Source organism: Citrobacter sp. Cy070 (assembly GCF_030332245.1).
GTDB classification, from domain to species: domain Bacteria; phylum Pseudomonadota; class Gammaproteobacteria; order Enterobacterales; family Enterobacteriaceae; genus Citrobacter; species Citrobacter youngae.
In genome coordinates this window covers 18,379-37,823 of sequence record NZ_JAOWIG010000089.1, presented here as the reverse complement: position 1 = coordinate 37,823, position 19,445 = coordinate 18,379, and the positions used below count along the sequence as shown (strand labels likewise).

22 protein-coding genes and 1 pseudogene are annotated in these 19,445 nt (G+C 55.4%); 11 read left to right on the top strand and 12 right to left on the bottom strand.

All coding sequences use genetic code 11. From position 1 onward, the window contains the following. Position 1: 1 nt before the first annotated feature. The 4 genes from OGY19_RS19965 to OGY19_RS19950 form a co-directional block, all read right to left on the bottom strand. On the bottom strand, positions 2-472 hold the full coding sequence (locus tag OGY19_RS19965) for a hypothetical protein (protein ID WP_250127323.1): 471 nt from the start codon (positions 470-472) through the stop codon (positions 2-4). Beyond that, complete coding sequence (locus OGY19_RS19960; protein WP_077144371.1) at positions 469-681, bottom strand: helix-turn-helix transcriptional regulator; 213 nt, start codon at positions 679-681, stop codon at positions 469-471. The genes OGY19_RS19965 and OGY19_RS19960 overlap by 4 nt, the downstream gene beginning before the upstream one ends. A gap of 182 nt (positions 682-863) precedes the next feature. Next, the gene (locus OGY19_RS19955) at positions 864-1,868 is read right to left on the bottom strand and encodes a hypothetical protein (RefSeq protein ID WP_153429431.1); all 1,005 of its coding nucleotides are present in this window, start codon (positions 1,866-1,868) and stop codon (positions 864-866) included. After that, complete coding sequence (locus tag OGY19_RS19950) at positions 1,831-3,060, bottom strand: hypothetical protein (protein WP_153429429.1); 1,230 nt, start codon at positions 3,058-3,060, stop codon at positions 1,831-1,833. Before OGY19_RS19950 ends, OGY19_RS19955 begins: the two co-directional genes overlap by 38 nt. Positions 3,061-3,263: 203 nt before the next feature. On the opposite strand from OGY19_RS19950, the gene OGY19_RS19945 reads away from it, so the two are divergent. From OGY19_RS19945 to OGY19_RS19915, 7 genes are all read left to right on the top strand, one after another. Beyond that, a complete protein-coding gene (locus tag OGY19_RS19945) occupies positions 3,264-3,584 on the top strand; it encodes a helix-turn-helix domain-containing protein (RefSeq protein ID WP_202324372.1) in 321 nt (106 codons plus the stop codon). Then, a complete protein-coding gene (locus OGY19_RS19940) occupies positions 3,581-4,492 on the top strand; it encodes an ImmA/IrrE family metallo-endopeptidase (RefSeq protein ID WP_153429427.1) in 912 nt (303 codons plus the stop codon). The genes OGY19_RS19945 and OGY19_RS19940 overlap by 4 nt, the downstream gene beginning before the upstream one ends. 17 nt (positions 4,493-4,509) lie before the next feature. Beyond that, positions 4,510-5,724 carry a hypothetical protein gene (locus OGY19_RS19935; RefSeq protein ID WP_153429425.1) on the top strand — a complete coding sequence of 405 codons (1,215 nt, stop codon included), beginning with the start codon at positions 4,510-4,512 and terminating at the stop codon, positions 5,722-5,724. A gap of 126 nt (positions 5,725-5,850) precedes the next feature. Beyond that, positions 5,851-6,066 carry a hypothetical protein gene (locus OGY19_RS19930; protein ID WP_153429423.1) on the top strand — a complete coding sequence of 72 codons (216 nt, stop codon included), beginning with the start codon at positions 5,851-5,853 and terminating at the stop codon, positions 6,064-6,066. After that, positions 6,067-6,573 (top strand): DUF2924 domain-containing protein, encoded by a 507-nt coding sequence (locus OGY19_RS19925; protein ID WP_153429421.1) that lies wholly within the window; start codon positions 6,067-6,069, stop codon positions 6,571-6,573. Next, positions 6,570-7,928: a recombinase family protein gene (locus OGY19_RS19920; RefSeq protein WP_181519194.1), complete on the top strand. Its 1,359-nt coding sequence runs from the start codon at positions 6,570-6,572 to the stop codon at positions 7,926-7,928. Before OGY19_RS19925 ends, OGY19_RS19920 begins: the two co-directional genes overlap by 4 nt. Beyond that, on the top strand, positions 7,925-8,383 hold the full coding sequence (locus OGY19_RS19915; protein ID WP_153429417.1) for a ParB/RepB/Spo0J family partition protein: 459 nt from the start codon (positions 7,925-7,927) through the stop codon (positions 8,381-8,383). Before OGY19_RS19920 ends, OGY19_RS19915 begins: the two co-directional genes overlap by 4 nt. A 20-nt stretch (positions 8,384-8,403) precedes the next feature. Here the strand turns inward: OGY19_RS19915 and OGY19_RS19910 are convergent, their stop codons facing one another. The 3 genes from OGY19_RS19910 to OGY19_RS19900 are packed head-to-tail and all read right to left on the bottom strand — an operon-like array spanning position 8,404 to position 10,235. Next, positions 8,404-8,619, bottom strand: coding sequence for a hypothetical protein (locus OGY19_RS19910; RefSeq protein WP_153429415.1), 216 nt, complete (start codon positions 8,617-8,619; stop codon positions 8,404-8,406). Then, positions 8,609-9,655, bottom strand: a complete 1,047-nt coding sequence (locus OGY19_RS19905) for a nucleotidyl transferase AbiEii/AbiGii toxin family protein (RefSeq protein ID WP_249414721.1) — start codon at positions 9,653-9,655, stop codon at positions 8,609-8,611. Before OGY19_RS19905 ends, OGY19_RS19910 begins: the two co-directional genes overlap by 11 nt. After that, positions 9,615-10,235, bottom strand: a complete 621-nt coding sequence (locus OGY19_RS19900) for a DUF6088 family protein (RefSeq protein ID WP_153429411.1) — start codon at positions 10,233-10,235, stop codon at positions 9,615-9,617. Before OGY19_RS19900 ends, OGY19_RS19905 begins: the two co-directional genes overlap by 41 nt. A gap of 344 nt (positions 10,236-10,579) precedes the next feature. Between OGY19_RS19900 and uhpT the strand changes: the two are divergent. Beyond that, positions 10,580-11,161: pseudogene (uhpT, locus tag OGY19_RS19895) on the top strand (hexose-6-phosphate:phosphate antiporter); the annotation flags it as partial. Positions 11,162-11,208: 47 nt separating this feature from the next. On the opposite strand, the gene OGY19_RS19890 reads toward uhpT, so the two are convergent. From OGY19_RS19890 to OGY19_RS19870, 5 genes are all read right to left on the bottom strand, one after another. Then, positions 11,209-11,832, bottom strand: coding sequence for a 2-dehydro-3-deoxy-6-phosphogalactonate aldolase (locus OGY19_RS19890; protein WP_115601265.1), 624 nt, complete (start codon positions 11,830-11,832; stop codon positions 11,209-11,211). Then, on the bottom strand, positions 11,825-12,721 hold the full coding sequence (locus OGY19_RS19885; RefSeq protein WP_115601266.1) for a 2-dehydro-3-deoxygalactonokinase: 897 nt from the start codon (positions 12,719-12,721) through the stop codon (positions 11,825-11,827). Before OGY19_RS19885 ends, OGY19_RS19890 begins: the two co-directional genes overlap by 8 nt. Before the next feature lie 51 nt (positions 12,722-12,772). Next, positions 12,773-14,083 (bottom strand): MFS transporter, encoded by a 1,311-nt coding sequence (locus OGY19_RS19880; RefSeq protein WP_005121510.1) that lies wholly within the window; start codon positions 14,081-14,083, stop codon positions 12,773-12,775. A 68-nt stretch (positions 14,084-14,151) separates the two neighbouring features. After that, positions 14,152-15,669, bottom strand: coding sequence for a UxaA family hydrolase (locus tag OGY19_RS19875; RefSeq protein ID WP_061066882.1), 1,518 nt, complete (start codon positions 15,667-15,669; stop codon positions 14,152-14,154). Between the two features lie 21 nt (positions 15,670-15,690). Next, entirely contained in the window at positions 15,691-16,590 is a 900-nt protein-coding gene (locus OGY19_RS19870) for a dihydrodipicolinate synthase family protein (protein ID WP_115601267.1), read from the bottom strand. Positions 16,591-16,836: 246 nt separating this feature from the next. Between OGY19_RS19870 and OGY19_RS19865 the strand changes: the two genes are divergently transcribed. The 3 genes from OGY19_RS19865 to nepI all read left to right on the top strand — a co-directional run bounded on the left by OGY19_RS19865 (position 16,837) and on the right by nepI (position 19,428). Then, a complete protein-coding gene (locus OGY19_RS19865; RefSeq protein ID WP_005121514.1) occupies positions 16,837-17,592 on the top strand; it encodes an IclR family transcriptional regulator in 756 nt (251 codons plus the stop codon). A gap of 20 nt (positions 17,593-17,612) precedes the next feature. Beyond that, entirely contained in the window at positions 17,613-18,065 is a 453-nt protein-coding gene (locus OGY19_RS19860; RefSeq protein ID WP_115601269.1) for a DUF1198 family protein, read from the top strand. Between the two features lie 169 nt (positions 18,066-18,234). Next, positions 18,235-19,428, top strand: coding sequence for a purine ribonucleoside efflux pump NepI (gene nepI, locus OGY19_RS19855; protein WP_200037611.1), 1,194 nt, complete (start codon positions 18,235-18,237; stop codon positions 19,426-19,428). The last annotated feature ends 17 nt before the right edge of the window (positions 19,429-19,445 follow it).

Here is a 19,445-nt window from a genome sequence, read left to right as displayed (position 1 = left end):
ATTACTCCTGAAGCAGAGCGAGACGAAAGCCCGGCTTGCCGGTCTTGAGGGTGCGTGCCGGGGCGAAGGCGCTCTTGAGCGACTCGGGCCACGCGTTGAACTTGGTTTCCGAGATCCGGTAGCTGATCTCCACGTACTCGGACGGGTCGTCACCGTTGGCGGCGATGCGCCGGGTGATCTCGGCGAGTCGCTTCTGGTCCCAGTCGACTTTCTTGGGCAGATCGGCGGTGATGCGGACGTGCCCGTCGTCGAAATGGACGACGCCGGTGTCTTTGCCGGCTGCCAAGCGCAGCTGATGGGCGCGGTCGGCGTACTTGAGATCCAGTGCGCGATCGACGTGCTGGTCGATGGCCTTGGCCATGGCAAGAAGATCAGCCGCGTCGTTTTTGAGCTGGAACAGCGATTCGCTGGCAAGCGCAGCCAGTTCACCGGCTGGGGTGGTCAGGACTTCGTCGGGGGAGATGCGGTTCACAGTGCACCTCCTGCATTGACGCGTTCGGAGGTACTCTTGCGCAGGCTCTCGGCCTCGTAGGCTTCGATGTCCTCGATGCGATACGCGACGCGACCTTGCAGCTTCAGAAATACCGGGCCGATTCCCTCGGAACGCCAGCGCTCAAGCGTGGCTTCGCTGACTCCCCAGCGTTCGGCCAGTTGGCCTTGGTTCAGATGTTTGACACTCACGATGCACTCCTTCTGGTTGTTGCGAATTCGTGAGGTCAGTTTCGAAGTCGGCCTGTGCGGGCGTCTGCCGCAGCCATGTACGGGCTGATGTACGGGCGCAGCTTCTGCGGGGAAAAGCGGGGCCCAGAAAGCAAAAAACCGCCCGAAGGCGGTTGTGCGTGGTGCTGCCAACTGGTGGCCGGTCAATCTCGGCGGAAGCCATACTTCCCCTTTTCAGGGTTGTCGATGTAGTCCTCCCAGTCGGTGTTGCCACTGAACAGGTTCTGCATGCGCTGACTGCGCGCCGTCTTCTTATCTGCATAGGCTGCGTCGAGAATTTCAGCGGCTGAGAGAATCCACCTGTCGTTGATAGCCTGCTCGAACATGTAGCGGACTGCCGCAGCCTGACGCTCGCCCTTGATCGTCCATGGCTTGGTCTTGGTGCGGATGGTCAGCGTGTTGGTGTACTCGTCGAAGTGCACCGGCAACACGGGGCGGATCACGCCATCGGGCGGAGCAGCCAGTATGCGATGCAGGAGATCCATGTCGATGCACGGCGCGGCGACGTAGTCGACGATTGCAGCTCGTAGCGATGCGAATCGGTAGCTACGCGGCGGCCGGACAAACTGCGGCAGCACACCGCCTGACGACAAGATCAGGCCCTGATCAGGCAGACTGGTTTGGCTGAAATGCCGAAACACCTGTTCGACGGATCGCGCCAACCCACGAACAAGCCAGACGTCTGTCAGTGCTGGTCCCACTCTGGTCTTGCCAAGATGCCACAGTGAATCGTCCAGCAAGGGCGTCTCGATTCCCTTGCGCAGCGCCTGAGCGATACCGAGAAGATCACAGACGACGTTCAGGATTGCCGGCGGTCGGACGCTGAAGACTGCGATCTCTGCGGCCGGGACGAACTTCCATCGAAAAGTCTCGGGGCACCGATATCGATAGCGGTCAGGCTGGTCATCCTCCTCCAGGTCGACATGCACGCGGTCATCGCCGAGTGGCGCTGGGTAGCTCCCGGCATAGCCCACGCAATCCGCCCAGTGTTCGAACTCCTTGGCGGTCAGGGAAGTACGTCCGAAAGCGCTCCACCCTGGGACGCCATGAAGCCGCTGTCCATCTCCATCGAGAATCGGCTGTCCCGACTGCTCGAACAGGTCGATCAGCTCAAGCAGCGACTGCGTCGGCAGGGGCTTCGACGACATGACCGATCTCCTTCACCAGATGCCATTTGGCCAGCAGGCGGTCGCACAGGGCCCGATCTTTTTCCCGCTTCGTCTTGATGTTGCACTTGTTGTTGTCACGCAGGATCACCGTGATCGTCCGCGCGCGGTCCTTGCCAACCTTTTTCAGCTTGATGGACAGCTTGGCGTAGTTCAGGTGGTGATCGCGGAAGTCGAAGGTGGGGCTGATCAACGACCGAGCAGCGATGTAGATGTCGTCGCTATCCTTGGTCCAGATTTTCACGAGAAGCGAGCGGCCGTTTGCAGCGGAATAGCCGAGCTCGACGACCTTGACATAGGCCACGGGCTCGCCAGCCAAGTCGAAGTTTCGCGGCGCCGCCAGGCTCTGGTAGTCGTACTGCTTGAGCGGGATCTTCTCTCCGGTGATGGGCGATTGCAGCAGGGAGTCGGCCACGATTCGGGCCAGCGCTTCGCGCCCACCCGTATCCTTCGACAGCACCTCCAGGTGTCCATTGGCCGGCTCATAAGTGATGTGCGATGACACCGCCCGGATCACCTCTTGTGGCACCAGTTCGCTAGCCTGCACGCAGTCGATGATTTCCGGCGGGCGGTTGTGGTGGATGCTGATCTGGTAGAGGTCCACGTCCTCGCCGGTCTGCGTGTCGGGCCGCAGACGCTTGAAGATCTGGATCGCGACCGCGTCATCGGAGCACCCGAGTTGCTGGGCGACGGTTTGGTGGAACGCCGCCTTGGCCGTCGCGTCGTCGAGCACCGCCAGGTTGGCGGGCGCCATGAAACCCGAGTAGCAGGCGGCGCTTTGCCGGAACACGTCGGCCTGGCGGGCGTTAAGGGCTTCCTCGAAGATTACGGGCTCATTGACGTGCAGCCACAGCGCGCGCTGGTACTGGTTCGGGATCGCGGCGAAGGCTTCTCGGGCGGCGTCATCGAAGATGTCGTCCTTGAAGCCGTCGATGACGTCCTGGCCGGCGCCGTCCGACAGCAGCACGATCCGTTCGGCCACTTCTTCGATCCGTTGCCGCTCGCCCACACCAAGAGCCGCGAGCACAGCCTCAATCTGTTCCCGCTGTTCTTTCTTGGGCTTCTTGGCGTCCACAGCCGGCATGGCCAGACCGAATTCGTCCACCATGAATTCACGGAACACCGCCGGCGGCAGGTGGCCCAGGAGCTTGCTCAGGTTTTCTGCATCGTTCATCTACATACCCTCAAAGGTTTGGATCGGCTTGGTATCAGCCTCGACGGCCCCTTCTTCTTGTTGGGGTGTGCAGACCGATGGCGTTCGGTGTGCCGAACGATTCAGATTGTCGCGGAGCGGTTAGGGGTTTGTCAAGCAGGTACGAAATCGTTCGGCGCAGTGGTATTATTTTCGGACTGAAGCCAACAAATGAGGAAATACCGGTGCCATCGCCCCTGGGGGACAAGATCCGCGCATTGCGGAAGCAAAAGAAGCTCAGTCTGGAACAGTTGGCCGAACTGACCGACTCCAGCAAGAGCTACATCTGGGAGCTGGAAAACAAAGACGATCCGAAACCATCGGCCGAGAAGATCGGCAAGATTGCAGCCGTCCTCGAGGTCACCGCGGAGTTCCTGCTGACCGAGTCGGCAACCACCCCGGATGAGGAAGTGCTCGATGAGGCCTTCTTCCGTAAGTACAAGAACATGTCCGAGCCGGACAAAAAGAAGATCCGCAAGATCCTCGATGCCTGGGAAGATGAATGACGGACGCGAAAAAGCCCATGGCCGAGGCCAATCGCATCTCGTCCATGCTCAATGCGGTGCTCGGTGCGGATCGCTTTCCGGTCAAGATTGACGAACTGGCGCTGGAGTATTCCCGCCAGTGCTTTTCAGACTCGCCGATCGACACGGTTCGGGGCGAGGATCTGGAAGGTTTCGATGGTCTGCTGAAGGCCAACAAGGCGCGCTCGAAGTGGCTGGTCCTCTTCAACAGCGCCACCCCGTCGGAGGGCCGCAAGCGCTTCACGATTGCGCATGAGTTCGGCCACTACATCCTGCACCGTCACCAGCAGGACCTGTTCGAATGCGGCGACGACGACATCGAGACGGGGGACAACAACGAGCGCGACATCGAGGCCGAGGCGGATCTGTTCGCCTCGACCTTGCTGATGCCGCTGGACGATTTCCGGCGGCAGGTGGACGGTCAACCGGTCAGTTTCGATCTGCTCGGCCACTGTGCTGACCGCTATGGGGTATCGCTGACAGCTGCCGCCCTGCGCTGGACCGAGATCGCTCCCAAACGAGCGGTGCTCGTGGCCAGCCGCGACGATCACATGCTCTGGGCCAAGTCGAACAAGGCGGCGCTCAGGTCCGGTGCCTACTTCGCGACGCGCAAAAACACCATCGAGCTGCCGCACGATGCGCTGGCGCACAGCTACAACGCCTTTGACACGGCCGACATCCGGACGGGGCGCGCCCAGTCCTGGTTTTCCCGTGAACCTGCCAGCATGCCGGTCACGGAGATGACACGGGTTGCGGGCCAGTACGACTACACGCTGACACTGCTATTGCTGCCCGAGGCCGAGTGGCAGGAAGCGCGGCACGACGATGAGGAACCGGAGGAAGACACCTACGACCGTTTCATCCGCAACGGCCAGTACCCGGTGCGATAGCCAATGGCGGTTCGATCATGAGCGCGCACAAGTGGCAATTCGCCTCCCGTTTCCGCCGTCATGCATTTGGCTGGCGGTCTGACACGCCGGTGCAGCGGATCAAGGAGGCCGTATCGGAGATCAAGCAGGTCGCTCGCAAGGAGCCTGTGCTCGCGGCTGAAGGTGCCATTACCCTGCTGGAAAAACTATCCCCGGCGCTGGAACAGGTGGACAGTTCATCGGGCGCACTGGGTTCGGCGGTCAACAAGGCCATCGATACCCTCGTGCCGATCATCGTCAAGGCCGACGTCGAGCCAAAGCTGCGACAACGCTGGCTGGAGCGGCTTTGGCAAGCGCTGCAGGACGACGAGATGCCCTACATCGAACTGCTGGGCGACTACTGGGGCGAACTGTGCGTGACGCCAGAACTGGCATCACGCTGGGCCGACGAGTTCATGCCCGTTGTTGAAAGCGTGTGGAGCCAGAATGCATCGGGGCATGGATTTTTCAAGGGCACCAGTGCCTGCCTGTCCGCGCTGTTCGCGGCGGGTCGCTATGACGAGTTGCTGACCCTGATCGACAAGGCGCGGTTCAAGTGGTGGCACGACCGGCGCTGGGGTGTGCAGGCACTGGCAGCGATGGGCAAGAAGGCTGAAGCGATTCGCTACGCCGAGGAATCGCGCGGCCTCAACGACCCAGGCTGGCAGATCGCCCAAGCCTGCGAGGCCATCCTGTTGTCTTCAGGTTTGGCCATTGATGCCTACCGACGCTATGGCGTGGCGGCCAACCAGGGCACCACGAACCTGGCGACCTTTCGTGCCATCGCCAAGAAATACCCCAGCGTGCCGCCGGAGCAAATCCTTCGGGACCTGATTGCCAGCACGCCGGGCGCAGAAGGTAAGTGGTTTGCTGCCGCCAAGGATGCGGGCCTGTTCGATGTGGCGATCGAGTTGGCCACGCGCAGCCCGACCGATCCGCGCACGCTGATGCGCGCCGCCCGTGATTACGCTGAGAAGCAGTCGGACTTCGCGCTGGCGGCGGGACTGGCTGCACTGCATTGGATCTCGCGCGGCCACGGTTACGAGATCACCGGCGGTGATGTACTCGATGCGTATGCGGCGGTGATGCAGGCGGCCGCCGGCGCGGGTGTGCCTGCCCATCGCATCAACGAGCAGATCCGGGCGATGACCGCCGGTGCGCAGCCCGGAAACTCGCTTATGAGTACGATCCTGGCGCGTCATTTGTCGAGCTGAACGGGACCCGCTTTCCGCAATAGCCCGCACCAGCCCGCACGCATCCGAAACTCCCTCATGGCGTGGGTGGCAGTCCATCCGGACAATTTCACTTCATGTGATTTTGACAAATAAGGACTACTACCAATGCTGCAGATCAACACCCTCCCACCCGAACGAATGACGGCGGAGCAGCGCTGCGCCGAGCTCGCCGGCCTCTTGGCCGCCGGGCTTTGCCGCTTGCGCCAGCCCGATTTCGCCAAGTCCGCAAATACGCCACAAGAGACGCCGTTTGTACTTGGCTTTCCGGTCGAACAGAGCGTTCATTCAGACATCGACAACAACCCATCGATGGAGCCCTGAATGAAACCTCGAATCACTATTGCCCCTACGCCCGACACCGTCGTGGCGCAAATTTCCAACCTGCCCAAGCTGGGCATGCCGGAGATCAAGTCGCTATGGCGGCGCCTGTTCGGAGGGGACACCCCGACGCACAACCGGCAGTTTCTCGAGCGCCGAATTGCCTACAAACTGCAGATCATCGAATGCCGCAAGACCGACCGCAATCTGCTTGAGCGCAATCAGCGTCGTATCGACAACCTGCTGGAAATCGGCAAGCAGAAATCACAGACCCGTTCGGCCGATTACGCGCTGACCCCGGGTACGGTGCTCTGCCGCCATTACCAGGGCGTTGAACACGAAGTGCTAGTCCAGGCCGACGGGACTTTTCTACACGCTGGCCAACCCTACACGAGCCTGTCGCAACTGGCGCGTGAGATCACCGGCACCCGGTGGTCGGGGCCGGTGTTCTTTGGCCTGAAGACCAACGTCCGGCCCAAGAAGTCAGCCCGCAAGGGAGGTCATCGATGAGCGAAGTTCTCAAGCGCCGGATGCGCTGCGCCGTCTATACGCGCAAATCCACTGACGAAGGGCTGGATCAGGAATACAACTCCATCGACGCGCAGCGTGACGCCGGCCATGCCTATATTGTCAGCCAGCGGGCCGAGGGTTGGATTCCGGTGGCTGATGACTATGACGACCCGGCGTTTTCCGGCGGGAACATGGAACGGCCTGCCCTGAAGCGGCTCATGGCCGACATTGAGGCTGGGCTGATTGACGTGGTGGTGATCTACAAAATCGACCGGCTGACGCGAAGCCTCACCGACTTTTCCAAGATGGTCGATGTGTTCGAGCGACACGGGGTGTCTTTTGTCTCCGTCACCCAGCAGTTCAACACGACCACGTCCATGGGCCGCTTGATGTTGAACATCCTGCTTTCCTTTGCCCAGTTTGAACGGGAGGTCACCGGCGAGCGCATCCGCGACAAGATCGCAGCCAGCAAGCGAAAGGGCATGTGGATGGGCGGCATTCCACCGCTGGGCTATGACGTCGAGAACCGGCGTCTGGTGCCCAACAAGGCAGAAGCCAAGGTGGTCCAGCACATTTTCCGGCGATTTGTGGAATTGGGATCGAGCACCTTGCTGGTCAAGGAGCTGCGGTTGGACGGGGTCACCTCGAAATCATGGACCACGCAGGACGGTCGGGTGCGCGAGGGCAAGCTGATCGACAAGACCCTCGTGTACGCACTGCTTCACAACCGGACCTACCTTGGCGAGTTGCGCCACAAGGACCAGTGGTACCCGGCGGAGCATCTTCCTATTGTGGAGCAGGCGTGGTGGGACAAAGCGCATGCGATCCTGTCGACCAACAGCCGCGTGCGTGGCAACAACACCCGCTCGAAGGTGCCGTTCCTGCTCAAGGGCATGGTCTTCGGCAACGATGGGCGAGCCTTGTCACCGTGGCACACGGTCAAAAAAAGCAACGGCCGGCGGTATCGCTATTACATTCCCCAACGCGATGCCAAGGAGCATGCCGGCGCCTCGGGGTTGCCACGCCTGCCAGCTGCCGAGCTGGAAGCCGCTGTGTTTGATCAGGTGCGATCGATCTTGCGATCGCCGGACTTGCTGGCCGACATCCTACCGCGCGCAGCGAAGCTGGACCCGTCACTGGACGAGGCCAAGGTGACGGTCGCCATGACGCGCATCGATGCGATCTGGGATCAACTGTTCCCCGCTGAGCAAACCCGGATCTTCAAATTGCTGATCGAGAAGGTGATCGTCTCGCCCACCGATCTCGAGGTCCGGCTGCGACCGAACGGCATCGAGCGGCTGGTGCTCGAGTTGCGGCCCGAGCCGGCCAAGGAAGCAGCGGAGGTGACAGCATGAAGGAGGTGCGCATCGAAAAGACTGGCCAGCAGGATGTGGTCAGCACCAGCGATGGTCGGCTGACCCTGTCCGTGCCGATCCAGATCAAGCGGCGTGGCGGTCGCAAGGTGGTGAGACTTCCCGACGGCAATACCTTGAAGCCCAGGCCCATCAACGACAAACCGACGCCCATTCAAATGGCGCTGGCGCGTGGCCACCGCTGGTTGGCGATGCTGGAGTCCGGGGAAGCAGAAAACCTGACGGAGGTTGCCGAGCGCGAGGGTATGGATCGGGCGTACGTGAGCCGGATGGTCAACCTCACGACGCTGGCACCGGACATAGTGGCCGCCATTCTCGATGAAACGCTGCCGTCAGAAGTGACGCTGTTTGACCTCGCGTCGGGCACGCCGCTCCTGTGGGATGAGCAGCGGGCGCAGATTTGGTCAGTGCAGGAAGATCCTGCCCGTACGCTCTGAAACGCATCTGTGGCGCTGGATCAGAGCGCCACGTTACCCTCAATATCTGCAAGAAGGTCCACAGACTCCATCGATTTGTCTAGCATGGCTTGTGCGAGGCTGTCGGACAGGCTCGACAGGTGCCGTCCTGTCTGAATATCAGTCTCCAACAAGGCAAGAAAACCTTGAATGGCAGGGTCGTCGACCTGCAAACCGCCGACATCGACACCGGTGGGATTGATCAAATCAGCGCTCATTAATGGCTGCTTCCAAGGCGCGAAGGCGATCGACGATGGCGTCAAAAGTTGGCGGCTCACCGATGAACATGCCGGCGCCAATCATGCGCTGAAAGTCATCACGCAGGGCGGCAAGCACAGCATCTTCCGGGATAAGCCTGAGCTGACCGGTCAAGCAGGCATCGTAGTTGGCGTAGCTCGCGTTGTAGAAGACCTTCTTGTGTTTCACCACGTCTGCCAGCAGGGCGCGATCCTCTATGGCGACCTGGCCATGATCATGTTCGGCCAACATGGCCAAGTCATACCAGTGGCGTGACAGGCGCTCGGCACTGGCGCGGAACTCGTTGCGCTGACATTCGACGTGCATCAACGTCGCTTTTTCCCAGAATGTGCGGGCCGGGGACAAGACGCTCACTGTTGAGCGCGGAAATGCCAGGCTGGTTACGTGCGGCGTGATATCCGGCTCGACGATGTGTTCGGCATTCGGCTCGGTGATGTTGCGGCCACCAAACTCGATCAAGACGCTGTTGCCCACATAGTCCCCCGGCGTTTCCAGCACACTGGGGTAATGCAGGCGCATCTGCTCGCCGTTCTCGCTGAGTTCGAGCCGGAACGCAGCGGCGTTGCTATCAAACTCAGCTGAAAGAATCTTCTGGATGTGCGGCGCCACAACATCGAAGGCATGGTCGCGCACGAAAGACTTGAGGTCGTCGCTGAATTTCTTCAGCCTCGTCTTGGACACACCCTCGGCAAATGGGTCGAAAGAGCCGTCAAGACCCCGGTAGTCGAGCGTGATATCAACATCCTCGGAAAAACGGGCAATGGCGCCGAATACCTTGGACAGGGAAGTGCCGCCTTTGAAGGCCATGGGCAGCCGACCGGGCATGGTGAACAGGGCCTGCAGCACCCAGCAGACCCACACATCCTTTTCCAGTACCACTGGCGAGCGCGCCATTTGCGGTGCCAGCGCCCGATAGATCTGGGACTGCTCTTGAGCGTTGAGGTGCAGGAAGGCTTCAGGCATGAGCTGCCGTCCGTTCGTTTTGGAAAATGGCATCGCTCATCCACGCCGGCATTGAGGAAGTCGCCGACTTCAGAACCTCGAATTCGCTCGTGCCCAGCTTGCGCCGAATCTTTTCGACAAGGGCAGGTGTCACTTCCGTTTTGCCGAGGTACCACATAGCTGAAAGAGCAAGGCCTGCCGGGCGGCCAGCCAGGGCAAGCTTGCGTTGGCAGACGTGCTGCAGACGAATCTCCATATTACCCACGCGGATTCGCTTTGACGGACCAGAGGTCACGAAGACTGACTGCGTTGGAACCTGTGTGGTCAGTTCAAGCCGACGGGCGGCTTCAGCGCCGTGAACCTGAATGACCGCGCCAGTTGTTTTAGCAACGGTCTCGGCCACCTTCAGTGGCTCGGGCATCACCTTGCCGACAAAACGACTGACCTCGGGGCGCACGAAGACACCGCGCGTCACACGTTCGATCGTCCCCGCCTTGACCAGGCGCGACAGATTCTGATCAACGGATGCACGGGTACCGCACTCCAGAAGCACCGTCGGGGTAAAAGGCTCCCCGACCGGCATCTCCTCAATGCGCTGACGAATCAGCTCGGCAGTATTGCGGGTCGTTTTCATGTACGAAAATATAGTCGAGTTTCTGACAAACTGCAAGCACTGCTACCCGCCAAGGACGATTCATATCGCCTTCGCTTACCGATGCCAAAAAACAACCGCTTGATAAATCAACGCGCAAGCCATTGATTTACATAGGCCGCAGGTGTGACGCCTGCGGACTTCGGGCGGTTTTGAGGCGGACAGAAAAGAGAGAGGAATGGCCCGGAGAGAGCGCCAGGTGGCCAGAGGTGGGCAGCAGGCCTGACTGTCGAAGTCCGCAAACCTACTCAGCGTTCCGCGCATGTTCGCGGGGTCTGGCGGGAGCACATAAGAAAAAACCCCAACCGATAGTGGTTGGGGTTTGAATATTGGTGGTGCGTATCGGTATTGACCAGTGGTCCACCGTCTACGCTTTCCAGGAGCTGAAGCTCTCCAAAGAAGTGGCGATTCAGGGCTTTACTCTCTTTGAAGTGGGCGCGCTGGTCGGCACGCTGCTGTGGGGCTGGCTCTCCGATCTGGCGAATGGTCGCCGGGCGCTGGTGGCCTGCGTGGCGCTGGCATTAATCATTGCGACACTGGGCGTTTATCAGCACGCCAGCAACCAGTATGTCTATCTGGCGTCGCTGTTTGCGCTGGGCTTCCTGGTGTTTGGTCCGCAGCTGTTAATCGGCGTTGCGGCAGTCGGATTTGTACCGAAAAAAGCGATCGGCGCCGCCGATGGGATTAAAGGTACTTTCGCCTATCTGATTGGTGACAGCTTCGCCAAGCTGGGTCTGGGGATGATTGCCGACGGCACGCCGATTTTCGGCCTCACCGGCTGGGCCGGAACCTTCGCCGCGCTGGACACCGCCGCCATCGGTTGTATCTGCCTGATGGCCATCGTGGCCGTGTTTGAAGAACGTAAAATTCGTCGCGAGAAAAAGATTCAACAATTGAAAGTCGCTTAAGTTAAGTGTGCATTGGTAACTTTTGCCCGCCTTAATGGCGGGCTTTTTTATGCCCCATTATGCTGACAGTAGCTGTTATAAGCCTCAACAAATAACTTCGCATTTGTTGCAGTTTGGTGGACAGATTGCCCAATGCGATAAAGATCGCTGCCTAATCCGGCACTGTAACAACCTGCATTCAGGTAATGAGACAGATTGTCAGGGCGAATTCCGCCTACGGCATATAAAGGTGTTTGAGGAGGTAAAACCGCTTTTAATGCCCGGATGTAATTCGGTCCCAGTTCTCCCGCAGGGAAAATTTTCAGTCCATCTGCGCCGTGCCTGAGTGCAAGAAATGCTTCGCTGGCTGTGTGGCAACCGATGCAGGTTTTCATGTGGGCCGCTTTGGCGGCATCAATTAATTCCGGATCGGTGTTGGGTGTAAGGATAAATGCGCATCCAAGTGAAGAGAGAGTGCTGATATCCGCGACATGAGTAACCGTCCCTGCACCGATTTTTATCGTCTGGCCATAATGCTCCACGGCCAAAGCAATACTGCTTTTCCAGTCTGGAGAATTCAGCGGTATTTCTATTGTGCTGAAGCCAGCTGTGATCAGCGCGTCAATATGAGCCAGCACCTCATCAGGCTTCACTCCGCGCAGAATGGCGACCAAAGGGTTACGGCTATTCATGTAAAAGTCTCCTGATACCATTAATAAATGCTTTTTCACCATTGCACAGACGACAGCGATAACCGAAATGATGAAACAAACTTTGATAGCGGCTGAGCAAATCTTCATTGCCTACCAAAACGACTTCTTCCCCGGTGTTAATGGCGTAATGCTGTAGCATTTGCGCGATTTCGTGGCCAATCAGTAATCCTGAGAGAGATTCGTATAGCGTGTCGGGTGGCAAGGAATGGCTGAGTATTCGAGCTCTGAGGTCAAATACGCTGCGGGATAAACACGTTTCATTCCAGCCACGTTCGGCTCCGTCTAAAAAAGCCTGAATGTTCGTGTTTTGTTCCCCGGCATTTTTTCCCACTATGGAATAGTGGGAGAGCAAATGAAAAAACTCGCCGGTCATGATAGTTTGAAAATCGCAGACGATACCCTCTTGCACCTGAACCCATTTGCTGTGTGTCCCAGGGAAGACGTACCAGAGGTCATCAGTCAGGGTGCCAAAAAGTTGCGTTTCCTCTCCACGCATGACGTTGTAGGTTTTCGGTCCAGCAATTTGCAGACCCGGTACGATGAAAGTGGGAAAAGGACCCGCATCCTCAACCGCTGTCAGATGCTGCGATAATGCGCTTAACGGGGTTGGGCAACGCAAATAGTGGCTATCTACCCAACCGATATTACTGCCCACCATACCGCTCATTATGACGGTTGTATCTTTGCTTAATGGCTGCGGACACAAACTTAGCAGTGTTAGCCAGGTATCTTTGAATGCGTCAGGATTATGCTTGAGTACACCATTCTGATCGGCGTGTTGCCAGACACATTGATTCTGTTGATAGACCCAAATGCGCAGGTTGCTGGAGCCCCAATCCACGGCAATAAAATTCTCTGAATTGAACATACATCATTCCTGATACGAAAAGATGGCCCTAAGCGGGCCATATTCAGGGGATTACTCGTCGGCAATAACCATTTTTTTATCAAAATTGATCAGCAGCGAGCAGATGAGATAACCCACAGCAGCCAGTGCAAAGAACATCATGGCGGCGTAATAATTTCCGGTGGATTGCACCAGGAAACCGATAAAAATTGGCAGGATAGCGGCGAATAAGTTACTGGTGAAGTTCATGGTCCCACAGATGGTACCCGCAACAGATTGCGCGCCTAGCAGCCCAGGTATTGACCAGTAAACACTGGCCCACCGCAGTGGGAAAAGGGCAATGGTGAGCAGGGTTATCGCAACGGCTGGTGTAGAACTTTGTGCGCAAAGGAAAATACCAACGCCAGCGGTAGTGGCAGAAATAGCCAACATTGTATGCATCACACGGCTTGTTTTTGCCCCTTTGCTGCGCCATTTATCCATAATGTAGCCGCCGGTCAGTTGGCCGACAAAACACAGCAAGAAGATCAGCGCCATTGCTCCACCCATCGATTTGATATCGAAACCGTAGGTGGCCTGAAAGTAGAGCGGCAGCCAGGTCATCAGGCCGTAGAACACAAAGCTGTAGCAAACCCAACCACCGATGAGCGCAATCACATTCCGTTGTTTTAGATAAGGTTTGATGTCGGCCAGACGGTATTTCTTGCTGCTGGTTTCAGCACCGTTTGCAGCGGTAATATGGTCCAGTTCTGCTTTATTAATGCTGGGATGTTCTGATGGATAAGTGCGGATGTACCACCAGGCCAGTAAGCCGACCACCATTGTTCCCACACCTGCCACCACAAATGCCATACGCCAGGAGTCGAAAAAAGCAATAAGTCCTGCGATGATCACCGCCCCTAATGCCGTCCCCAACGGCGCGCCGCCATCAAGTAGCATCGAACCACGCCCGCGTTCTGTTGGTGTTAACCATGTCCCCATTAACTTTGCGCCAGCGGGCATAATTGGAGATTCAGTAACGCCTAACCCCAGTCGAGAAAGTGAGAGAGTAAAAATGGAGTGGCACAGCGCCGCAACGGCCTGAAATGCTCCCCATAAGATAGTGGCCAGCGCTATGATATTTCTCGCTTTAAATTTATCAGCAATAACTCCACTGGGAATTTGCATCAAAGCATAAGCCCAGAAAAAGGCACTATGAATAACCCCAACAACGCGTGTGTCAGTAATGCCAAATTCATCCGTAATATATGGCATGGCAATGGAAAGAGATGTGCGGTCAATATAATTAATGGCGCCTAATAAAAGCATGATGATAAATATCCGCCATCTTACAGTTGTTGCCTTTAATTTTTCTTCTTCAGTATTTGCATTAACAAGAGACATAAGGGCTCCTTGCCATACTCATAATAATATGAGTATGGCGGTACGAGGTATTATTATATTGTGAAGTGTTACATTATGGAGCCAATAGTCCATGGGACGAATTCTTGACTGCCATAGCCAAATTCCTCACTCTTTGTTTTTTTACCGGATGCCATCTCAAGAATCATCTGGTAAATACGTTCACCGACTTCTGCAATTGTTTCTTCCCCCTCTACAATAGTTCCGCAATTTATATCCATATCCTCCTGCTGACGTTCCCAAAGTGCGTTATTGGTAGCCAGCTTCAGACTTGGGGTTGGTTTGGATCCAAACGCCGAACCGCGGCCTGTTGTGAAGCAGAGAAGATTTGCCCCACCGGCGATTTGCCCCGTGACGGCAATAGGGTCATACCCTGGTGTATCCATAAAGACAAAACCTTTCGCGGTAACTGGTTCCGCGTACTCATACACTTCTGTCAGATTTGTTGTGCCTGCTTTAGCAATACCACCGAGTGATTTTTCCAGTATTGTCGTCAGCCCTCCGACTTTGTTACCCGCAGAGGGATTATTGTTCATTTCACTTCCAGTGCGGCGACAGTATTCTTCCCACCAGTGAATACGGGCGATAAGTTTTTCCCCGACTTCACGGGAAACGGCGCGGCGAGTAAGAAGATGCTCAGCGCCATAAATTTCGGAGGTTTCAGATAATATCGCTGTTCCACCTTGTTGGATCAACTTATCTGCCGCATAACCCAGCGCTGGATTGGCTGAAATCCCGGAATAACTGTCGGAACCGCCACATTCCAATGCGAGAATGATTTCTGATACAGGGATTGGTTGACGTGTTACCCGGTTAGCAACAGGCAGCATTTGGTTAACCAGGTTAATTCCTTTTTCAATGGCATGACGTGTGCCGCCCACCTCCTGAATGGTATAGCTGTGCATCATTGGGCCATCAGCTAACCCATGGGCGTTCATCATATCTTTAATTTGGCTGGATTCGCATCCCAGCCCAACGATGATTACTCCGGCAAAGTTTGCATGGGTGGCATAACCAGCCATCGTACGTCTCATGACATCCATTGATTCACTTTTAGATCCGATGGCACAGCCAAAACTTTGTGGCAACGACACCACGCCATCAACATTTGGGTAGTCTGCAAGACCATGCAGACGAAAGTGATCCTCAATCGCTCTGACGACCGTAGCACTACAGTTTACGGAGCTTAAAATGCCGATGTAGTTGCGTGTAGCAGCGCGGCCGTCAGCCCGGCGGATACCCAAAAAAGTATCCTGTTGAGGAACCGAAGAGGGAGAATGGCAGTCTTCACCCCAGGCATAATCTCGTTCAAAATCGCCCATACCTAAATTATGCATGTGGACGTGTTCGCCGGGCTTAATTGGCTGAGTTGCGAAGCCAATAATCTGCCCATAACGTTTGACCGCATCACCTACGTTACACGCATGCAGGGCGATTTTATGCCCTGCTGGAATTTCACTTAGCACCGTAATTTGTTCTTCTTCAAGCCAGGTGCCCACGGGGACCGTCTGTCTTGCGATAACCACATCATCTTTGGGATTCAATTTTAGTACCGGGTTGATGTTCATTATCATTGCTCTCATGCTGGTTTACACCGAAATACGGGATAGAATATTTTTAACCTGCGCTATTTTTTCTTCATTCAACGGTAATGCAGGAGGGACAACTGCGGTTGATATGTCCACACCACTTAATTTTATGGCTGTCTTTATAACGCCAAAGAACGGTTGTTCTAATGCATATAAAGGTGATAATCCTGACAGTTGTTGTTGAAGTGCTTTAGCCGTGGCGAGATCGTTCTGCTGAACAGCCTGATAAATTCCGCGCGTAATATTAGGTGCAAAGTTAAATGTTGCCGGAATTCCACCATGCCCCCCCAACATTAATGTATCAAGTAAATATTCGTCATAGCCGCTGAAAATGATAAAATCTGGGCGGAAACAGTGAACCTGATTGATGATTTCCCTGGTGTGGCTAATATTATCAATAGTGTCTTTAATTCCGACGATATTGGGTACTTCGCGGGCAAGGCGTGTGATGACGTTTAAACCAATATCCTGGCCGGTTAGTTCTGGAAAGTTATATAGGAAGACTGGAACGTTTAACGCTTCAGCAATTCTTTTGTAATGCGTAAAGCGGGCTTCTTCGCTGAGTTTTGCATAATAAGGATTGACTACCAGTACTCCTTGCGCGCCCGCTTTTTCGGCATGCTTTCCAAGCTGGATAGTTTCTGCTGTGCTAGCGCAGGCGATACCGATAAGTACGGGGACCCTGCCGGCAACATGCTGCAGACTAAATTCTGCAATCTGTTTTCTTTGTTCAGACGAGAAATGTGAAAATTCGCCGCCGCTGCCCAGAATTAGCATTCCGTCGGCACCATTGCTAATCACATGATCAATCATTACCGCCATTCCTGCGCGTTCCAATTCACCGTTATCGTCAACGATGGTCGGTACTGGCGGGAAGATGCCCTTAAAAACGTTCAACATGCTCACTCCTTGTTGTTCTGTATATGGAACTTATGTTCTGTATGTTGAAGTTAGTACAGCAAATATCCAAATCGTTCGTCAATGCTTTTTGCAGAACAAATGAACAACTGTGAGGTGGATCGGGTTTGCGGATGTAAGATTTAGGCAACAGAGCGCAGTTTGCATATGTGCAAAAAAGCCGCATACCTGGGAAAAGTGATTGCGGTATACTGTGCAGAGTCTATGAATAAAAAAGATTAATTGCGCATGAACCAAGACATCACGACTTCTGTTCCCGCTCTGGATAAGACGGTAAAAATCTGTAATTACCTTTTTAATTCTCCTGGAGCAACATTCAGTCAGATCCAGCAGGATCTGGCATTACCAAAAAGCAGCACGTCTTCTCTGCTAAATGCGCTGGTTGAGCATCATCTTTTGCGTCTGGAAAAGGGGCGTTTCTTTTTAGGATTGAAGCTGTACGAATGGGGAAATCGTTCATTGGAGCAGTTTGATATCCGTAATGCAGCGCTTCCTGTTTTGGAAAAATTGCGTCAACAAACGGACCTGACCTGTCACTTGGGCATATTGGATGAAGTCGCGCCAATTTATCTTATGAAGCTGGAAAACACCCAGCCGATTGGCATTCGTACCTGGGTCGGTAAAAAATTGCCGATGCACAGTTCCGGTGTAGGGAAAGCGCTGTGTGCCTGGCTGCCGCAGGATAAAATCGACGAACTGTTGCCGGATGAAGACCTGCCGAAATATACCGATACCACCATTACCAGCAAAAAAGCGTTGATGAAGGAATTTGCCAGAATCCGCGCGCAAGGCTGGGTATTTGATAATGCGGAAGACTCTCCTGGTATCTATTGCATTGCCGCACCGGTATTTAACCGTAATAAAGATGTGATTGCAGCAATCAGCATCAGTGGCGTTGAACTACAAATGCCAAAAGATTGTATTCCACAATATTCTCAGTGGGTGCGCGAAGCCTGCCAGTCACTCTCGGCAAAATTAGTTTAAGTATGCAGGTGTCGTAGTTAATGATCTGGATAATGCTGGCCACCCTGGTGGTTGTTTTTGTGGTGGGATTTAGGGTGCTGACGTCCGGTTCACGACGCGCAATTCGCCGTTTGAGCGAGCGACTGAATATTGATGTCGTGCCGGTAGAGTCGATGATCGATCAGATGGGAAAAGTACAGGGTGAGGCGTTTTTACAGTACCTACACCGCCCGGATGAATCGCATCTGCAAAATGCCTCCCAGGTGTTGTTGATCTGGCAAATCGTGATTGTCGACGGCAGTGAGCAGAACCTGTTGCAATGGCACCGCTGGCTGCAAAAAGCCCGGCTGGCTGCACCTATTACCGATGCGCAGGTACGTCTGGCGCTCGGTTTTCTGCGTGAGATGGAGCCGGATATGCAGGAACTTAATGCGTTCCAGATGCGCTATAACGCCTTTTTCCAGCCCGAGGATGGCGTGCATTGGTTGCATTGATAGTCATGCCTGATGGCGTTACGGTTCTCAGGTCGACAAAAGGGCCCTGCCGTAGATGGAATAAGCCACATCGCCATTCAGCGGTGAAAGTTGTTGAAACGTTAAATAGGTCACAAATTTAATGCTACACTGCGTAACTTTTCTACAATAACCCCACGCAGGTAACAAAATGAGTGAAGCTGTTGAACAAAAATCCCGCGCTGAGGCAAATTCCCGACCTAACTGGTCGGCGGTATTTGCCGTGGCGTTCTGTGTTGCCTGCCTGATAACTGTTGAGTTTCTGCCCGTTAGCCTGTTAACGCCGATGGCGCAGGATCTGGGGATTTCTGAAGGTGTGGCGGGGCAATCGGTGACCGTGACGGCATTTGTCGCCATGTTCGCCAGCCTGTTTGTGACGCAAATTATTCAGGCGACCGATCGTCGCTATGTGGTGATCCTGTTTTCGGTGCTGCTGACGCTTTCCTGTCTGCTGGTTTCCTTTGCCAATTCTTTTTCGCTGCTGCTCGTTGGCCGCGCCTGCCTCGGTCTGGCGCTTGGTGGCTTCTGGGCGATGTCGGCGTCGCTGACCATGCGTCTGGTTCCTGCACGTACGGTGCCGAAAGCGCTGTCGGTGATTTTTGGCGCAGTCTCTATCGCGCTGGTGATTGCCGCGCCGTTGGGGAGCTTTTTGGGCGGCATTATCGGCTGGCGTAACGTGTTTAATGCGGCGGCGGTGATGGGGGTGTTGTGTACCATCTGGGTAGTGAGAGCGTTGCCTTCGCTGCCTGGCGAGCCTTCGCATCAGAAACAAAACATGTTCAGCCTGTTGCAGCGACCGGGGGTGATGGCCGGGATGATTGCCATCTTCATGTCCTTTGCCGGGCAGTTCGCCTTCTTTACCTATATTCGCCCGATCTATATGAATCTGGCGGGCTTTGACGTTGATGGCCTGACGCTGGTGCTGCTGAGCTTCGGTATTGCCAGCTTTGTTGGTACGTCGTTTTCGTCGATGATTTTGAAGCGTTCGGTCAAACTGGCGTTAGCCGGTGCGCCACTGGTGCTGGCGCTCAGTGCGCTGGTCCTGATTCTGTGGGGCAGTGACAAAGTGGTGGCGGCGGGTATTGCGATTATCTGGGGACTATTGTTTGCGCTGGTACCGGTCGGCTGGTCGACGTGGATCACGCGCTCGCTTGCCGATCAGGCAGAAAAAGCCGGATCCATCCAGGTCGCCGTGATCCAGCTTGCCAATACCTGTGGGGCTGCGGTGGGAGGCTATGCGCTCGATACTCTCGGACTGCTGTCACCCCTGATGATTTCCGGCAGCCTGATGCTGCTGACGGCGCTTCTGGTGGCAGCAAAAGTTCGCATAAAGGGTATGCAATAAACTAAAGCTCGGTATGC

What these genes read in the sequence shown, in the direction of transcription:
- OGY19_RS19930 (WP_153429423.1), top strand. Translation starts at nt 5,851, where the DNA reads ATGCTGCAGATCAACACCCTCCCACCCGAACGAATGACGGCGGAGCAG.
- OGY19_RS19920 (WP_181519194.1), top strand. Translation starts at nt 6,570, where the DNA reads ATGAGCGAAGTTCTCAAGCGCCGGATGCGCTGCGCCGTCTATACGCGC.
- OGY19_RS19890 (WP_115601265.1), bottom strand. Translation starts at nt 11,832, where the DNA reads ATGAATAGCCGTAACCCTTTGGTCGCCATTCTGCGCGGAGTGAAGCCT.
- OGY19_RS19925 (WP_153429421.1), top strand. Translation starts at nt 6,067, where the DNA reads ATGAAACCTCGAATCACTATTGCCCCTACGCCCGACACCGTCGTGGCG.
- OGY19_RS19955 (WP_153429431.1), bottom strand. Translation starts at nt 1,868, where the DNA reads ATGTCGTCGAAGCCCCTGCCGACGCAGTCGCTGCTTGAGCTGATCGAC.
- OGY19_RS19905 (WP_249414721.1), bottom strand. Translation starts at nt 9,655, where the DNA reads ATGCCATTTTCCAAAACGAACGGACGGCAGCTCATGCCTGAAGCCTTC.
- nepI (WP_200037611.1), top strand. Translation starts at nt 18,235, where the DNA reads ATGAGTGAAGCTGTTGAACAAAAATCCCGCGCTGAGGCAAATTCCCGA.
- OGY19_RS19885 (WP_115601266.1), bottom strand. Translation starts at nt 12,721, where the DNA reads ATGTTCAATTCAGAGAATTTTATTGCCGTGGATTGGGGCTCCAGCAAC.
- OGY19_RS19875 (WP_061066882.1), bottom strand. Translation starts at nt 15,669, where the DNA reads ATGAACATCAACCCGGTACTAAAATTGAATCCCAAAGATGATGTGGTT.
- OGY19_RS19910 (WP_153429415.1), bottom strand. Translation starts at nt 8,619, where the DNA reads ATGAGCGCTGATTTGATCAATCCCACCGGTGTCGATGTCGGCGGTTTG.
- OGY19_RS19880 (WP_005121510.1), bottom strand. Translation starts at nt 14,083, where the DNA reads ATGTCTCTTGTTAATGCAAATACTGAAGAAGAAAAATTAAAGGCAACA.
- OGY19_RS19950 (WP_153429429.1), bottom strand. Translation starts at nt 3,060, where the DNA reads ATGAACGATGCAGAAAACCTGAGCAAGCTCCTGGGCCACCTGCCGCCG.
- OGY19_RS19900 (WP_153429411.1), bottom strand. Translation starts at nt 10,235, where the DNA reads ATGAAAACGACCCGCAATACTGCCGAGCTGATTCGTCAGCGCATTGAG.
- OGY19_RS19935 (WP_153429425.1), top strand. Translation starts at nt 4,510, where the DNA reads ATGAGCGCGCACAAGTGGCAATTCGCCTCCCGTTTCCGCCGTCATGCA.
- OGY19_RS19870 (WP_115601267.1), bottom strand. Translation starts at nt 16,590, where the DNA reads ATGTTGAACGTTTTTAAGGGCATCTTCCCGCCAGTACCGACCATCGTT.
- OGY19_RS19940 (WP_153429427.1), top strand. Translation starts at nt 3,581, where the DNA reads ATGACGGACGCGAAAAAGCCCATGGCCGAGGCCAATCGCATCTCGTCC.
- OGY19_RS19915 (WP_153429417.1), top strand. Translation starts at nt 7,925, where the DNA reads ATGAAGGAGGTGCGCATCGAAAAGACTGGCCAGCAGGATGTGGTCAGC.
- OGY19_RS19860 (WP_115601269.1), top strand. Translation starts at nt 17,613, where the DNA reads ATGATCTGGATAATGCTGGCCACCCTGGTGGTTGTTTTTGTGGTGGGA.
- OGY19_RS19865 (WP_005121514.1), top strand. Translation starts at nt 16,837, where the DNA reads ATGAACCAAGACATCACGACTTCTGTTCCCGCTCTGGATAAGACGGTA.